We start from the raw sequence: 17,459 nt of genomic DNA, 5'->3' as shown, positions 1-17,459 counted from the left end.
CATGACTACTTTGATATATGACGGTACATTTGAGGGCCTTTTAACGGCAGTTTTCGAGATCTATGAGCGTAAACTGAGCTATGTGAAAATCCGGAAAGGAGAGTGGTTAAGCACTGCTTTATTTGAAGATGTGCTGCAAATATATACGGACAGTAACCGGGCTGCCCGGGTGCTGAAAGGTTTACAGCAAAAACTATCGAACGAGGGCATGAAGCGTTTATATATAGCACACCTAGCCGATATGGACGATGAGGACAGTATGTTGGTAGGCTACATCCGCTATGTGTTTGATTCGCCACATAATGTGGAAGAAGATTATGGCAATAAATATGTACTGCGCTTATCGGAAATGGTGCGCATGGTGCGCCGCGAAAAGCATAGGATGGAGGCTTTTATACGTTTTCAGGAACTGGCCGATACCACCTTTTATTCCGCTATTGAGCCCGATTTTAACGTGCTGCCTTTACTAAGCCGCCATTTTAAAGACCGGTATACCGATCAGAAGTGGATCATTTACGATTTGAAGCGTAACTATGGCCTTTATTATGACCTACACGATGTACAATGCATAGCGCTTGATTTTTCGACTTCCAGTCCCTCAAACGTTATATCTGCTTTTAGCGAGAATGAAGGCTTATACCAGCGCTTATGGCAAAATTATTTCAAAAGCGTTAATATTCCGGCGCGTAAAAATACTAAGCTCCACATGCGCCATATACCCAAACGTTATTGGCGGCACCTTACCGAAAAGTTTTAAATTTGGTACATGTAACAACCTTGTTCCGGGGCTTCTCTGTTTATTTTGGGTTCATGTATTTTTAATATCTTAGCCCATGTGTAAACAGCCAATGGCTGTTTGTATACATCAACTTGATAAAAATGAACAGAGAGCTTTTAGCAGAACTGGAAAAAGCGCTTGAAATTACCCCTGATAATGTGATTTTAAGAAAGCAGGTGGCCAAAGGATATTTTGCCATTAATGATTTTGAAAAGGCAAAAGAGCATCTTAATAGGGCCTTGTCTTTCGAAAACGCTGATGATACAAAACTATTACTGGCTCAATGTTATCTCAAGCTAAATAACTACTCTACAGGTATTATTATATGTGAGGAATTGCTGGGCCATAATCACGAGCCTGAGTTATTGTCTACTTACCTGCAACTGCTTATTAGTTCCGGCCATACAGAAGATGCAATTGCACAATATCAGGCCTATATAGTAAAATATCCCGAGTGGCATGATGCAGAAATTGAACGGCAACTTAAAATACCATCTTTCGAGGTAAATGAATATGAGCCGGATGTCTTCCTCGAAAAGCCGGATATCAACTTCTCTCAGGTTGGAGGTATGGACGATATTAAGGATGAGATTCGCATCAAGATCATCGAACCGCTTGCTAATCCGGATTTATTTAAGGCCTTTGGCAAAAAAGCCGGTGGTGGCATATTGATGTATGGTCCGCCGGGTTGCGGCAAAACTTACTTATCCCGAGCTACTGCAGGCGAAATTTCGTCTAAATTTATGGCGGTAGGTATTGAAGAAATACTGGATATGTGGGTGGGCAACAGTGAAAAGAACCTGCACGAAAAATTTGAGATCGCCCGCAAAAATAATCCCTGCGTGATGTTTTTTGATGAGATCGATGCATTGGGAAGTAAGCGCAGCGATTTAAAACAATCGGCAGGCCGTAATCTGATCAATCAGTTTTTAAAAGAATTAGACGGCATCAACGAGCAAAATGAAGGCCTGTTAATATTAGGCGCTACTAACTCGCCCTGGCATATTGATTCGGCTTTTTTACGGCCTGGCCGGTTTGATCGCATCATCTTTGTTCCGCCACCAGACTTAGCTGCCCGTACCATTATTTTGCAGTTAATGCTGCAAAGCAAGCCTGCTGAGGCAATGGATTATCAGAAGATCGCACAAAAAACAGATGGTTTCAGCGGTGCAGATTTGAAGTTGCTGGTTGATTTAGCCGTGGAAGACAAATTGCGGAAATCTATGCGGTCGGGCAAAATCGAGAAACTGGTGATGAATGATATACTGGATGCCGTTAAAAAAGTGCGGCCATCTACCAAAGAATGGTTTAACACGGCACGCAATTATGCTTTGTATTCCAATACATCGGGCATTTACGACGATATTAAAAGCTATCTGAACCTGTAGGCCAATGGATTATCAGCTTTATAATCGTATACAGGCACTCATTGAGCGCGATAAGATTGACTTGGCACTTGAAAAGATTGCATCCGCACTTGCTGAATTTCCAGATTCCGACGAATTGTATAGTTTGCAGGCATCTGCCTATTTGAAACAAAAGGATTACAAACGGGCACAAATTGCAGTCAACACAGGTTTGGGTTTAAATCCGGAGAATGACTTTTTATATTACCTCGACGCACGTTTAGCCGTACAACGCGACGAGTACAAGCTTGCTGAAAAACGTATTGACGAGGCTATAGGCTTAAACCCATACCAAGCCGGTTACTTCGGCTTAAAATCGGCTATGTATATAGACTTGGGCAGATACGACGAAGCTATAACGTATGCTACGGAAGGGTTAGACCTTGACCCGGAAAACACGATGTGCAACAATATGCTATCGATGGCTCAAACCAAGAGCGGCCGTGCCGAGGAAGCTTTTAACAGGCTGGAAAATATGCTGGCCGATGATCCTGAAAGTGAACTTACACAAGCCAATACTGGGTACTATTACTTGCGGCTGGGCGATGTTAAAAAAGCTAAAGAGCATTTTGCAGTTGCATTGAGTATTGATCCTGAATTTGATTACGCTCGGGCGGGCATGGTACAGGCCATTAAAGCTACCAATTTCTTTTACAGAAAGCTCCTGCAATTCTCTTACTGGATGGAAGAGAAAGGCGCTAAATTCAGGTTCGGACTATTTTTAGGAATATACGTGGTTATCCGCCTGGTTCCATTCTTATTTCCCTTGTACCTGATTCTGATTTTGTGGACATGGTTTACCGGTCCGGTTAGCGACATGGTGTTATATTTTGATAAATATGGCCGTTACTTGATGCCTCCTGATAAAAACAAGTTCACGCAAATCAATATTGGCATTATGTTATTGGCCACCATTGCGTTGATAACAGGGTTTACTGTAAATAGCGTTTTTTATGTGATTGCCTTTTCCCTGTTCTTAACTGTTATTCCGGTATACCTTTTCCGGGATGTAGTTAAAACAACAAAGCGTGGTGTTTTGGCCTTGTTTGCCTGTTTGTTTTTAGGTTCTGGCATAGTAGCGTTATATCTAACTTATATTGCACATAGGTCTACCGGACCGGCTGAGATGATTTTGTTGTTGTCGGCAGTGATATTTAGCTGGACGGTGGTACTGTTAAAGCGATAAGCTTAATAAATAAAGCTCTCTGCAGTTTTTGCAATGTCGTTGCTCATTTTGTGTATAAGTCCAAGTTGCTCTTTTAGCAAATTGTCATCCGGTGACGGTTCCTTAGTGATTTCTTCGCTGCCGTTTCTTTCGGCCGTATAGTCGATGGGTACACCGCCTAACTTTTTGGCACCTTCGTTCAAAACAGCAATACTGCGCTTTACTAGCTTTAAATTATCCAAGCTCGATTTATGTAACTCTTTACCTGATAGGCCGGAAGCTATCGTAGCAATGTATGATGACAGGATATGATTAAGTACCACAAACTTGTGCACGTCTTTGCTTTTGCGTTGCTTACTTTTTGGTTCAGACGTCATGCGTTCAAACGCAGCCGACAGGTTGGCCGACTTGATATATACATCTTTACGGGCCAGTTTATATTCTGTTACGCTAACCGTTTTACCACTTATGTTATCGGCTATTTTAACCAAATAGTTAACGTTGGCTGTAATTACATCTCGTAAGTTCTCGCGTAACTGTTCCGATTCCCAGGTCGGGAAAATAAGGTAAGTAGCCGCAAAAGCAATGATAGATCCTAAAGCTGTATCTGCAATACGTTCCTCGGCAATATCCAGTCCGCCCACGCCCAAAAAGCGAAACAAAATCAATACGTAAGGTGTCATTAAAATTACCATCACAATATAGTTTACCCGCTGAAAACTATAAGCACCAACCATTAAAAACGTCATGATGATAAATTGTGCAACGCTGCTTTTCACATAAAGCAAAATCAAAACACCGATAACGCCACCTATAATAGTTCCCACCAAACGCTGATAGTTGCGCTGCTTTGACAAACTGAAACCAGGTTTTAAAATAACAATGATAGTAAGCAACACCCAATAGCTATGGTGGCCAAAAGCCAGCTTGCGCCCCATTATGTCGCTTACAAGCTGCATTAGTAGTGAGCTTTTTGTGATGATGAAACCTAACAGACAAACAATAGCAACTCTTAAAGAGTATTTGAAGGTACTTGATTTTAGATTTAGGTTATCAACCAAAACGTTCGGACTAAAGTCCTGATGCCCTACAAATTTATCATACTCCACCTGATACGGATTTTCGAGCAGTTGCTTTGAAGAACGGGAGTTGTGGTAATAATTAATGCTGTTTATTTTCTTATTTAAATCGCGTAGGTTAACCAATACCTTTTTAAGCACGAGGTTGCTTATCTGTTCTGATTTGCCTAATTCATCAATCTTAGCTTTCAGTTCCTCAAGCTCCGGCTCGAATTTTTCGGTGGTTTTGTAGTAAGAGTTTGATAGAACAGCATAACCAACATTACCCAATTCATCGGCCATGCGGTGCAGCAACCGGCCAATATGATCTAATATGCCTGTAGCGCCAAATTGTTCACGTATGTAAGCATAATCATAGTGGGTTGCCATAATTTGCTCAAATAAATCTACCAGATCAACAAATGTGAGTACCAGCATCCGGCTGTAATTGGTAGATTCTTTAACAATCTGACGGCTCTTGAAAAGCAGTTCTCTTACCGCATCCTGATGCTGGCTTACCAGTATCTGCTTGGAAACCAAAAGACGGTAGTTATCATCAATATTAGTTTCAGTCAGATAAAAGTTCGCCTTTATACGCAAAAAATCAGCTACATCTTCTATGTTTTCGCCAATAGCCTGCTGTGCTGCACGGTAAGGACGTATACCAAAAAACACCAGGCTCATCAGCATATACCACAACCCGCCAGCAAGTATAGTAGCACTGTAGGGCAAAACCTCAGCTGGCGTAACCGCTTTATCCATCGTGAATATCATAGCTAATACACCGGCAGTACCTACAGATGCTGCACGGTTGCCGTAAACGATGAACATAGAAAATAGGAAAGATAAGACCACCACTTCAGCACCAAGTGCAATCAGGTTAAACCGTATCAGGCCGGTTAGCACGGCTACCAGAAATACAATCAGGTTACTGACGGCCATAGCGTTACGCTTATGAATAACCGGACCTGGATTGTCGGTAACGCAAATACAAATAGCACCTAATGACAGGGTGATACCTAACTCCAGCATGCCTAACTGTGCAAATACTAAGCCCGGCAGTAAAATGCCGAAAGTAATACGTAACCCGTCAGAAAAATACTGGCTAAAAAAAAAGCTTTTGATTTCGCGGGGTTGAATTGGCATGTAGAATATCGGGTAAGTTTATGATGCTGTAAAAATACATAATGTATCTACAAGGCATAAACTATTATTTATGCTTAGAGTTTGAATATTTAACATGAATGTGTGTATTTTGAGCCCCGAATCATGTACTTATACGATTGATTGATATACTCTACTATGCCATCACCACAAAATGCCCGCCACCGGGAAGCTGTTTTTAATCAGGAAGTAGTTACCCGGTTTGAGCTTTATAACAGTTTATTTTTAACGCTGCCGTTTTATCAGGTAAAAGATACTGGTATACTGCTGCCATTTTTTGCTTCCCATTGTGAAAAAGCTACTACGCTGCTAAAGTCTCCGACCGAAATTATTAAATCATTTTTTGAAGAGCATGTGCCTAATGTGGATGAGCAGGAGCAGATTAATCGCTTATTTCGTTTTATTCAGTATATAGAGCGCCAGGTGGTGCTTTTTGACGCTATCGAAGATTCATCTTTCGGTAAGCTCACCCGGTCTGACGATAGCGGAGGCCTGCAGAGCCTTATACAGCAGGCTGCCGGAAGCGATGATTTGCGTAGACGAGTAATTGAAAAACTGAAGAACTTTTCGCTCCGTTTGGTTCTGACAGCGCATCCTACGCAGTTCTATCCAGGAACAGTGCTGGGTATCATGACAGACTTAATTGAAGCCCTAAAACACAATGATATCAATGCGGTGAATGTATTGTTGCAGCAGTTGGGTAAAACGCCGTTTTTCAATAAAACTAAACCTACGCCGGTTGATGAGGCCGTGAGTTTGATTTGGTTTCTGGAAAATATCTTCTACCATGCATTAGCAGGCATTCGTACGCGTCTGGATGATGAATTTGGTGTTATTGACGATATAAACCAAGTTCTAGAACTGGGATTTTGGCCGGGCGGTGATCGGGATGGAAATCCGAATGTGAAAACAGAAGATACCAAAACTGTTGCAGCTACGCTAAGGCAAATTGTTTTCAGGTGCTATTACCGGGATTTTAAATCATTAAAACGCCGGGTAACGTTTAGAGGGGTGGAAGAGCCAATGCAACAGCTGGAAAACATGCTGTACCAAAATGCCTTTAATCCCGAAGCCCAGCCCAAAGATTTACAAAATGAACTTTTGGATCTTCTCAAATCTATACGGGAAGTACTGGCGCAAGATCATGATAATATATTTGTTGATTTGGTGGATGACCTTTCTCTGAAAATAAAACTTTATGGTTGTTACTTCGCAACACTAGATATTCGTCAGGATAGCCGGGTATTGCGGAGCGTTTATAGCTATGGGTTGCAGCAACCACAGATAAATACCGTTTTAACAGCGGAAGCTTATGAACAATTAAGTGAAGACGAGAAGCTGAAAGCGATACCTTTCAATGAAGTAGATTTCGTTTGCTCAGATAATGACACCTGTACATCGGACGCAATGATCAATGATACGCTGAGTACCATAAGGCTGATACATCAGATTCAACAAGAAAATGGTGAAAAAGGTTGCCAGCGTTTCATTATTAGCAACTGCCAGGAAGCTTCAGACATCTTACAACTTATGAACTTATTTTTATGGACAGGATGGAAAAAAGAGAGCCTGACCATAGATTTTATGCCGCTTTTTGAAACGGTGAACGACTTGAAGAATGCAGCAGGCGTAATGGAAAAGCTTTACACGCATCCGGTATATAAAGAACACCTGAAGCGTCGTGGCAACAAGCAAATGATTATGCTGGGCTTTTCTGACAGTACCAAAGATGGTGGTTACCTGATGGCCAACTGGTCAATTTATCAGGCTAAAATTGAACTTACAGCCATAACCAAGAAATATGATATTGAACTGGCATTTTTTGATGGGAGGGGAGGCCCACCGGCACGCGGCGGCGGTAAAACACACCGCTTTTACGCAGCAATGGGTAAAGAGATTGCAAATGACCATATTCAGTTAACTATTCAAGGGCAAACCGTTAGTTCACAATACGGCTCGATTGAAACAGCAAAATATAACATCGAGCAGTTAGTGAATGCGGGAATTACGTCAGCATTGCACCCGGATCATAGAGATTTACTGGATAGCAATCACAAACAGTTAATTTCTGAAATGGCTGATGCCAGTTATAAATTGTTTATGGATCTGCGCCATCATGATACGTTTACGGACTATCTGGAAAACATGAGCCCGCTTAAGCTATTATCAAACATCAATATTAGTAGCCGGCCAACCAAACGTAATGCCGGAGCACCACTAAAGTTGGAAGATTTGCGTGCCATTAGCTTTGTAACTGCCTGGAGCCAGCTTAAGCAAAACGTACCCGGTTTTTATGGCGTAGGTACGGCACTAAATAAAATGAAACAAGAAGGAAAGTGGGATGAAGTTAGAGATTTGTACCTGGCGTCGGGCTTCTTTAAAACGATGATAGACAACTGTATGATGTCGATGTCTAAATCTGATTTCCGGGTGACGGCACATTTGGAGCACGACGAACGTTACGGTGAATTCTGGCAGTTATTAAAGCAGGAATACGAGCTGACCAAGTCGCTGTTATTGGAGCTAACCGGCTGTAAGGAGCTAATGGACGATTATCCGGTTGAAAAACGCTCTATTGCAATGCGAGAGCGTATTGTTTTGCCTTTGGTAGTTACACAACACTATGCCTTGCAGCGCATGAAAGAAACAGAAAACGAGGAACAGAAAAATGCTTACGGCAAGTTAGTTATAAGAACGGTTTATGGCATTGTAAACGCAGGGCGTAATTTAGCCTAACGCTTTGATACCAATAGCGCTTGTGGATTTTTTTAAGCATTGTAAACCAGTTTGCCATTTATTTGTTAAAAAATAATACATCTGCTTAACTTTATTAGTTTACAATGAAAAGAATTTATCATGCAGGCGCTATAGCCTTGTTTTGCTTCGCTGCAGTTGCCTGCAACGACAACCGTAGAGCCAAAAATTATAATGAAAAAACCTTGGTTGATGACATGAGCCTGAATTTCATAAAAAAAGCCAGCGAGGCAGGATTAACTGAAATTAAGGCTGCAAACGTAGCGCAGTCAAAGTCAACCAACCCCAAGGTTGTTGAGTTTGCGAAAATGATGATTACTGATCATACCAAATCAAGTGCAGAACTTAATAAGCTTGCTGCTGATAAATATGCAGTGCCATCAACCCAAGTATCACCAATGCACCAAGCCGCGCTTGACAGCGTTGCTAAACTATCAGGTCCGGCTTTTGATAAGGCATATATGGACATGATGGTTAAAGATCATAGTGAAGCGGTACAATTGTATTACGATATCACACAATCTAAAAATAAACCGGTACGCGATTATGCCGAGAAAAATTTACCGGTATTGAAGATGCATTTAGAACATGCAAAAACTTTAGATTCAAGTTTATAATAAACAGGTTAATCTTGATCAAATAAAAACGGCCTTGCATAATCTGCAAGGCCGTTTTTATTTTGAAGTTATTTAGAATAAAAATATAAACTCATCTCTTCATGCCTTGTAATATGTTTCATATAATTAACATTATGTAAAGTAAGAATTCTTTTATTAAGGCCCTACTATGAGGGCCTTACTTATTATAATGCGTTGATCTTTTTGCTTAGTTCAGTAGCTTTAACATTATCCTTTTTTACCAGATAATAGTTTCTTAAGTTAGTTAAAGCACTTGCTGATTTTGGATCAAGCTCAACAGCTTTTAACAATTGTGGCTTAATTGCATCCAGCTGCGTGTTAACTTTGGCCATAGCTGCTGCATATTCTTTTGCTTTACTAGTTGGCAATTTATTTGCAGCATTAAACTCATCAACAATTGGTGTAATTAGCGCGTCACTTAAGCTAACTGCTGCCGGCGCATAGTTCGGATCAATCTCTAAAGACTTTTTGAACATATCGGTAGCTTTGGCCAAGTTGTCATTTTTTTGTTTTTGCAATGATGCAACCTCTGTGGCAGCTTTAGTCTGCTTTAGCTTTTTATCTACGCCGTTAGCAGATCCTACATAAGCAATACCTGCATAGTAGTACAAAAATTTGTTTTTAGGATCATTAGCAATCGCACCCTGAATTTTGTCCAGAATCTCGGCTTGCTTACCCATAGTAAGACCAAGTTCAATTTCTCTTGAACGTAATGCTGCACTGCTTGGGTATTTGCTTACACCTTCGGTTAAAGTACTTAAAGCGTTGGTGGTATCTTTGGTTTCCAGATAAATGCTGGATAAATCACCATATACACCTTCGTTTTTGCTGTATTTAGTGGTAAGCAGCTTTTTGTAGTTGTTTATAGCAACCGGATAGTTTTTGGTATTAACTGCTGCTAAGCCAGTGTATAAAATTGCTGTTGTATCTTCAGGGTTTATGCTGCGGTAAAAATCAAATGATTTGTATGCATCTTCAAATTGCTTACCTTGAAATTCTCTAACACCTTTGTTTAAAGAATAAACGCCTAAGTATTGATTAGCTGCATCGGTCAAGCTTTTGAACTCGCCGCTTTTGTCTGCCTCTTTTGCTTTTTGTAGGGCCTCAACACCTGCTGTATATAACGGGGCTGATGTGCTTACTACAGTATCCTGATACGCCATAGCTCCGTAAATTGCGGCTTTTAAAGCGTATGTACGAGGCATGGTTGCTGTTTTTTCGTTAGCAGCAGCCTTGTCGATTGATGTTTTGGCATTGGTGATACTGGTTTTAGCCACGCTTGCAAGGGCTTGCTGGCCTCTGGCAGTTTCATATGAACCAAACTCTTTCTGTGCATTGTCTAACTCGCCTTTTTGAGCGAATACCGTGACAGATGCTAAACTCAAGGCACCTGTTATCAAAAATTTAATTTTCATAGATTACTTAATTGTTTAACTGTTGCAATTTATCATTTATCTTCTGTAACTGAAGTTCGTTGCCTGTTTTGGCATAAACCTGTTGCAGTAGCTGTAATGGTATAACGTTTTTTGGCGACATTTCATATGCCTTTTGCAGCCAAAGTGCAGCTCTTTCCAGATTTTTCTGCACATCGTCATGGTTATTTCTCACTGTACTTTGTTTTAAATATAGTAAACCGAGGTTTAAAACCGGATCATAGGCGCTGTTATTTAGCTCAATAGCTCGTAAATACAAAGACTCAGCCCTGTCATACTGCTTTAAATGATCATAACAATTGGCTGCAACAAAAGCCACGTCGGCATTGGCTTGGTTCTCATCCAGTAGTTTCACCAGCATAGGTTCTAAAGCGCGGTAGTCTCCCCTATTGCTGTAAATATTGGCTTCTTCCAGCAAAAGGCTTTTCTCAGTAGGCAAAAATCTCCGACCTTTCTGCAATACGTTCAGCGCTTTAGCGGTATCTCCCATCGTTTTATATATGTTGGCGGTTGCCAACACATATTCTGTGCGGGTACTGTCAGCCGTTAGCAAAGTATTATAATACTTTACTGCTTCCTGCAAGTTGCCGTTTTTGCTGTTAGCATAGGCAATGTATGCGTTTAGTGGTGCAAAGGTGGGTGTGTAAGATTGTGCTTTTTTGAAGTTATCTACAGCTGTGGCAAACTCCATGCTCCGTATGCTGATAAAACCTAATCTTATATATACGTTTGATAAGCACCTTTTACAAAAGTCGAGTTCGGTGGGGTATTTGTAAATCTTCTTCTTTTCTCCCAAAGCATCAACCAGCTTGGTCGTTTTGGCCACAAAATCAGGCGGATTATTGAGCTGATTGGTAGAATCAACAAAAGCAATGCTGGAGTAAACGATTGCCTTGTAAATGTTCTTTTCAAGATTGGATGAGTCTGACTTGGTTACGATCAAACTATCTACCGACTTTTTTGCACTGCTGAGGTAGCGCAGCTCCCCTTTTTGCCGATAAAAAGCCAAGCTGTTTACCACAGACTTTAACGCTTCGGACTGGCCGAATGCTAAAGGTGCGGTAAACAGCAGTAAAAAACTAAATACGAGTATTTTACGGCTTAGCATATATTATTCATTTTCTTCGCTGGCAGGTGTATCAGTGCCTTCTACAGAGGTGTTATCCTCCGTATCTTCAGTTTCTGTTATGCCATTTTCTTCCAGCTTTTGTTCTAATTCTTCCTCTTCGCTATGCTCAATTTTGGCTACTGAGGCAATCTCATCACCTTCCTTAAGCGATATCAAACGTACACCCTGTGTTGCACGTCCCATTATCCGCAATTCATTCATGGCAATGCGGATGATGATACCTGAGCGATTAATGATCATCAGATCATCAGTATCAGTAACATCTTTTATGGCAACAAGTTTTCCTGTTTTTTCAGTAACGTTGATGGTTTTAACACCTTTGCCGCCACGGTTAGTTACACGGTAGTCTTCAATATCGGTACGTTTACCGTAACCTTTTTCTGATACAACCAACACCGTAGTTTCCGGATCATTGATGGCAATCATGCCTACAACCTCATCTTTTTCGTCTTCAAGGGTGATGCCGCGTACACCGGTTGCGGTACGGCCCATTGGTCTTACAGTTGACTCGTTAAAGCGAATAGCCCTACCTGACTTCAATGCCATTACTATCTCGCTATTGCCTGTAGTAAGTGTAGCTTCTAACAATGAATCACCATCATTGATATTGATCGCATTAATACCGTTTGAGCGCGGACGAGAATAAGCTTCCAGTGAGGTTTTTTTGATGGTACCCTTGGTGGTACACATAATAATAAAGTTGTTTTCCAGATACTCCTGATCTTTCAAATTAACAACTTTGATGTATGCTTTAATTTTCTCCTCTTTTGGAATGTTAATGATGTTCTGAATAGCACGACCTTTTGAGGTGCGGGTACCTTCCGGAATTTCAAACACACGTAGCCAGAAACAACGGCCGGCCTCGGTGAAGAACAGCATATAATTGTGGTTTGATGCTACCAGCAGGTGCTCAATAAAGTCATCATCGCGACTGTTGCTGCCTAAGGCTCCTTTACCACCACGGCCCTGGCGGCGGTACTCCGTAAGCGGTGTACGTTTGATGTAACCTTCATGCGAGATAGTAATAACCACGTCTTCATCTTCGATGAAATCTTCGGTCATCATCTCGGCAGTTGAGTGAACCATTTCGGTTTTACGCTCATCACCGTATTTTTCGTATACCTCCAGCAGCTCGTTCTTAACAATCTGCATTTGGAGGCTCTCGTCGGCCAGGATAGATTTTAAGTAGTCGATTTGCTTCATCAGCTCCGCATACTCTTCTTTGATTTTATCACGCTCCAGTCCGGTTAAACGGCGCAGGGTCATATCAAGAATTGCACGGGCCTGAATTTCGCTTAAACCAAAGCGGGTCATCAAACCGTCGCGGGCCTCTTCAGGAGTAGCCGAACTACGGATCAGTTGAATGACTTCGTCTAAGTGATCCAGTGCAATTAATAAACCTTCAAGAATATGAGCACGTTTTTCAGCTTCTGCCAGTTCATAGCGTGTACGACGTACAATTACTTCCTGGCGGTGCTCCACAAAGTAAAAGATCATATCTTTCAGGTTCAGCAACATCGGGCGGCCTTTTACCAGCGCAATATTGTTAATGCTGAAAGAAGTTTGCAGTGAAGTGTATTTGTAAAGATTGTTTAAAACAATAGATGCATTGGCATCGCGCTTGATCTCATATACCACACGTATACCTTCACGGCTTGATTCATCCCGTATGGTTGATATACCTTCAATTTTCTTATCATTCACCATATCAGCGGTACGCTCAATCATTTGCGCTTTGTTGATCTGGTAAGGAATTTCGGTTACAACTATACGTTCGCGGTCGCCATTGTAGGTTTCAATTTCGGCACGGGCACGCATCACAATGCGGCCACGGCCTGTTTCAAAAGCTTCGCGGGCACCTTCAAAACCATAAATAATACCACCGGTTGGGAAATCAGGGCCTTTGATGTGCTGCATCAATTCGCTGATCTCAATTTCGCGGTTATCTATATAAGCAATAGTAGCATTAATAACCTCTGTAAGATTATGCGGCGCCATATTGGTAGCCATACCTACCGCAATACCCGACGCACCGTTTACCAGCAGGTTCGGGATTTTGGACGGTAAAACCGTTGGTTCTTCCAACGAGTCATCAAAGTTCAGCTGATAGTCAATGGTGTCTTTATTGATATCGGCCAGCATCTCTTCGGCAATTTTTTGCAGGCGAGCCTCTGTATAACGCATTGCCGCCGGGCTGTCACCATCAAGCGAACCGTAATTGCCTTGTCCGTCTACCAGCGGATACCGCAAGCTCCAATCCTGGGCCATACGTACCATGGTATCATATACGGATGAGTCGCCATGCGGGTGATACTTACCCATCACCTCGCCCACAATACGTGCAGACTTTTTGAAGGGCTTGTTATTATTCAGACCAAGGTCGAGCATGCCAAACAACACACGTCTGTGTACGGGTTTCAAACCGTCGCGCACATCCGGCAAAGCACGTGATACGATAACCGACATTGAATAATCAATGTAAGCCGATCGCATTTCTTCATCAATATTTATAGGAATTATTCTGTTGGTTTGTTGTGAATTATCTTCAGCCATCAATTAGAATTTTTTGTAGAAAAAATTTGCTCAAATATCTTAGGTCGACATCTAATTTAACCTGCGAATATACGAAAATAAAGGCATAATACCGGGTTTTTTACCAACATTACGGCCGGTAAAGCACTTAGATAGCAGCAATAATCTAAAAGGAAAAATATTGTCTTTTCAGGCAAGCTATTTGAGTTTTTTCCAGTACTCCTCTACCACCATTCCGGTAGGCAATTTGCCATTAAGTATCAGTGTGTCGTTCTTGATTTTGTAGGCATAGCGCAAAGTTACGCCGGATAGTTTAGTTGCTTGCGCACTATAGGTTTCTGTTTCAAAACAACTATCACCTTTTAACTCATAGTTGCCCGCCTGAAACTTCTGTGCCTCAGTACCCTCCTCAAGCATAAAAGCTTCAAAGCTTTTTTCTTTGTAAGTACGCTGTAGGTTGTACCCTTCGGTACCACCTTCTTTCTTACCATTGTAGATACCGCCGCTATATTGCCAGGTTCCTTGCAGCGAGCTTTTGCCTGTACAACCTGATAGCGCTATTATGCCGGCCACAAATAGCCCGCTATATTTACCACGATTCATGGCGGCAATTTAATGTGTTTTGAGGTAATGTGAAAGTTTTTGTTCGCTATGGAACACTGGATGCGCTATTAGCGAAAAAATCCCAGCCCTCGTCTGTTAAAATAGACGAGAATTGGGATTGTATGAAAAAAAAGCAACCTGTATGCCTATACCCAGTTAATGCCTTTTATTAGCAGCGATTGTGTTTTTTCCTCTTCACTGCCAGCTTCCGGGGTGTGGTTGTAAAGCCATTTGGCCGTTGGTGGTAAGCTCATCAGGATGGATTCAATTCGTCCGTTAGTTTCCAAACCGAATTTTGTACCGGCATCATATACCAGGTTAAACTCTGCATAACGGCTTCTGCGGGCATACTGCCACTGTTGCTGCTGTTCTGTAAATGTTTCGTGGCGATGGCGGTTAACTAATTCAGTATACACCGGTGCAAAGGTGCGGCCCACTGATTTCGAAAACTCAAAGATATCATTCCAGGATACGTCTTCAGTAGCGGTTAGGCGATCATAAAATATACCACCAATACCACGGGTTTCCTGACGGTGCTTAATGAAAAAATAATCATCGGCCCACGCTTTAAAGCGGTGGTAGAAATCCTGGTTGTACCGGTCGCATACGTCCTTTAAGTTACCATGAAAAAAACGTGCATCCTCTTCGTATACATAATGCGGCGTTAAATCAATACCTCCACCAAACCAGCGCAGTGGCTGATCGGTATCGAATGAAGATGGCATTTCAAAATACCGGATATTCATGTGAATGATAGGTACCAGTGGATGATTAGGGTGTATAACGATAGATACCCCTGTAGCAAAAAAGTCATCCTGCTCAACCTTAAAGGCTTTTTTAACGGCCTCGGGCAAACGGCCATGCACAGCCGAAAAATTTACGCCACCCTTCTCAAGTATATTCCCATTCTGAATAACGCGGGTGCGACCGCCGCCGCCGCCATCACGTTCCCATATTTCTTCTTCAAAACGTGCTTTGCCATCCAGCAGCTCCAGGCTCTGGCAAATTTCATCCTGAATAGTTTGATAGTCGGCGCTTATTTGTTCTTTGCTAATCATCCTTGCAAAGATGCACAAATGCCAGCATTTAGCGTAATCCGATTTTTAAGAAGCGATAGTGGCATTGCTTGCTTCGGCCTCTTCTTCCAAATAATTTAAATCTTTGCTGAAGGTTTCTTTCAAAAAGCCTAAAGCAAGCAGCGCTACAACTGTTACAATAGCCATCATAATGTAGGCACTGTAAATCAGGCTGGTCTCTTTGTAGCCATGTTCTGCAAAGTACTTTACAAACATTTCGAACAAAACGGTTATAGGAATCAGCGCGCCTCTTACAAAGTTCGGTACTGTAGTAGTAACAGTTGAGCGGATATTTGTGCCAAATTGCTCGGAAGCAATAGTAACAAATGTAGCCCAATAGCCAACAGAAAAGCCAATAAATAAACACAGCCAGGTGAATTGAGTGTCTGTTATGCCGTGAGCATTCAGGTATAATATTACGCTAACTACGGATAGCAATTGAAACACCAGCATGGTTAACCTTCTGGATTTGGTTAATTGTGCAAACAAGCCGGCAAATATATCGCCGATTGAAATACCAATGTACGTAAACATGATACCAGTGCCTGCACTTAAAGGCTGAGCGGCATGCAGCTCTTTACCGATTTCGGGGGCCTGGCTTACCAGAATTCCTACCACAAACCACAAAGGCATCCCAATGAGTATACAACATAAGTACTTCACCAGGCGCGCCTTACTGGTAAACAGGATCATAAAGTTGCCTCTGGATACCTCGCTTTCTGCAGCCTGCTTAAACATGCCCGATTCAAACGTACCCATACGTAACAACAATAGCAATACACCCAAACCACCACCTATAAAGTAGGCATTTTGCCATCCGTATTTGGAAACCAGATTGGCCAATACGGCGCCAAACAAGCCAACTACGGCTACGATCATGGTTCCGTAACCCCTGTTTTTCTTGCTCATGGTTTCGCTTACCAGCGTTATGCCTGCACCTAACTCACCTGCTAAACCTATACCGGCTATAAATCTTACTATTGCGTAGGTATGATAATTTGTAACCAGGCCATTAGCAAAGTTTGCTATTGAATATAATAAGATAGAACCGAACAGTACCCGTATACGGCCGTACTTATCACCAATAATCCCCCACAGTAAGCCGCCCAAAAGCAATCCCAGCATCTGCATATTGATAATAAATTCACCTTTAGTGCGAATTTCGCTATCCGTTACACCTATGTCGTGAAGGCTTTTTACACGCACTATGGAAAAGATCAGCAGATCATAGATGTCAACAAAGTAGCCCAATGATGCCACGATTACCAAAAAGATTACGCTCTTGTTAGACTTAGCTGCTATGTCGTTCATTAAAATTTAGATTTAACGTTTTACTAATATGCACAAAAAAAGCCTCTGCGAAAACAGAGGCTTTAAATATGATAAATTTTTTGAATTATATTTTTTTCACTTTTATGGCTTGCGGGCCTTTTCTGCCTTCTTCAACCTCGTATTCAACACTATCATTATCTTGTAGTGCATTTACGCCGCCTTCGATATCTTTAAAGTGTACAAAAAGATCTTTTCCTTCTTCAGTAACGATAAAGCCGTATCCTTTCTGTGTATTAAACCATTTTACTTTTCCAGTTTTCATATTATAGTATCGTATATGTTTATTAAGATTTAGATTTTATGCCAAACTGAAAGTGTAAATGATTATAATTCAGAAAGGTAAAAGCAAATTAAATGAATTTTTTCAAATATATAAATTTATCTAAAAATA

At 41.5% G+C, this 17,459-nt stretch carries 13 protein-coding genes; 5 read left to right on the top strand and 8 right to left on the bottom strand.

The genetic code is table 11. The annotated features are described in order from the left end of the window. The first annotated feature begins 1 nt into the window (after position 1). From KHS38_RS01775 to KHS38_RS01765, 3 genes are all read left to right on the top strand, one after another. Entirely contained in the window at positions 2 to 757 is a 756-nt protein-coding gene (locus KHS38_RS01775; RefSeq protein ID WP_213486449.1) for a TIGR03915 family putative DNA repair protein, read from the top strand. 122 nt (positions 758 to 879) lie between these two features. Next, on the top strand, positions 880 to 2,166 hold the full coding sequence (locus tag KHS38_RS01770; protein ID WP_213486448.1) for an ATP-binding protein: 1,287 nt from the start codon (positions 880 to 882) through the stop codon (positions 2,164 to 2,166). A gap of 4 nt (positions 2,167 to 2,170) precedes the next feature. After that, a complete protein-coding gene (locus KHS38_RS01765) occupies positions 2,171 to 3,370 on the top strand; it encodes a tetratricopeptide repeat protein (protein ID WP_213486445.1) in 1,200 nt (399 codons plus the stop codon). Between the two features lie 2 nt (positions 3,371 to 3,372). Here the strand turns inward: KHS38_RS01765 and KHS38_RS01760 are convergent, their stop codons facing one another. Next, positions 3,373 to 5,553 carry an FUSC family protein gene (locus tag KHS38_RS01760; protein ID WP_213486444.1) on the bottom strand — a complete coding sequence of 727 codons (2,181 nt, stop codon included), beginning with the start codon at positions 5,551 to 5,553 and terminating at the stop codon, positions 3,373 to 3,375. A 156-nt stretch (positions 5,554 to 5,709) separates the two neighbouring features. Here KHS38_RS01760 and KHS38_RS01755 point away from each other — a divergent pair, with 156 nt between their 5' ends. Then, positions 5,710 to 8,307: a phosphoenolpyruvate carboxylase gene (locus tag KHS38_RS01755; protein ID WP_213486442.1), complete on the top strand. Its 2,598-nt coding sequence runs from the start codon at positions 5,710 to 5,712 to the stop codon at positions 8,305 to 8,307. A gap of 104 nt (positions 8,308 to 8,411) precedes the next feature. Beyond that, the gene (locus KHS38_RS01750) at positions 8,412 to 8,942 is read left to right on the top strand and encodes a DUF4142 domain-containing protein (RefSeq protein ID WP_213486440.1); all 531 of its coding nucleotides are present in this window, start codon (positions 8,412 to 8,414) and stop codon (positions 8,940 to 8,942) included. A 185-nt stretch (positions 8,943 to 9,127) separates the two neighbouring features. On the opposite strand, the gene KHS38_RS01745 is transcribed toward KHS38_RS01750, so the two are convergent. From KHS38_RS01745 to KHS38_RS01715, 7 genes are all read right to left on the bottom strand, one after another. Then, on the bottom strand, positions 9,128 to 10,378 hold the full coding sequence (locus tag KHS38_RS01745) for a tetratricopeptide repeat protein (RefSeq protein ID WP_213486438.1): 1,251 nt from the start codon (positions 10,376 to 10,378) through the stop codon (positions 9,128 to 9,130). A 7-nt stretch (positions 10,379 to 10,385) separates the two neighbouring features. Then, positions 10,386 to 11,504 (bottom strand): tetratricopeptide repeat protein, encoded by a 1,119-nt coding sequence (locus KHS38_RS01740; RefSeq protein ID WP_213486437.1) that lies wholly within the window; start codon positions 11,502 to 11,504, stop codon positions 10,386 to 10,388. Between the two features lie 3 nt (positions 11,505 to 11,507). Next, positions 11,508 to 14,078, bottom strand: coding sequence for a DNA gyrase subunit A (gene gyrA / locus KHS38_RS01735; protein ID WP_213486435.1), 2,571 nt, complete (start codon positions 14,076 to 14,078; stop codon positions 11,508 to 11,510). Positions 14,079 to 14,255: 177 nt separating this feature from the next. After that, positions 14,256 to 14,660 carry a hypothetical protein gene (locus KHS38_RS01730; RefSeq protein WP_213486434.1) on the bottom strand — a complete coding sequence of 135 codons (405 nt, stop codon included), beginning with the start codon at positions 14,658 to 14,660 and terminating at the stop codon, positions 14,256 to 14,258. Between the two features lie 146 nt (positions 14,661 to 14,806). After that, positions 14,807 to 15,718 carry an oxygen-dependent coproporphyrinogen oxidase gene (hemF, locus tag KHS38_RS01725; protein WP_213486428.1) on the bottom strand — a complete coding sequence of 304 codons (912 nt, stop codon included), beginning with the start codon at positions 15,716 to 15,718 and terminating at the stop codon, positions 14,807 to 14,809. 45 nt (positions 15,719 to 15,763) lie between these two features. Continuing rightward, positions 15,764 to 17,047 (bottom strand): MFS transporter, encoded by a 1,284-nt coding sequence (locus KHS38_RS01720; protein WP_213486426.1) that lies wholly within the window; start codon positions 17,045 to 17,047, stop codon positions 15,764 to 15,766. Between the two features lie 85 nt (positions 17,048 to 17,132). Beyond that, positions 17,133 to 17,330 (bottom strand): cold-shock protein, encoded by a 198-nt coding sequence (locus KHS38_RS01715; RefSeq protein WP_213486419.1) that lies wholly within the window; start codon positions 17,328 to 17,330, stop codon positions 17,133 to 17,135. Positions 17,331 to 17,459 lie beyond the last annotated feature (129 nt).

This window comes from Mucilaginibacter sp. Bleaf8 (genome assembly GCF_018390515.1).
GTDB lineage: Bacteria > Bacteroidota > Bacteroidia > Sphingobacteriales > Sphingobacteriaceae > Mucilaginibacter.
This window is presented reverse-complemented; position numbering and strand designations above follow the sequence as displayed.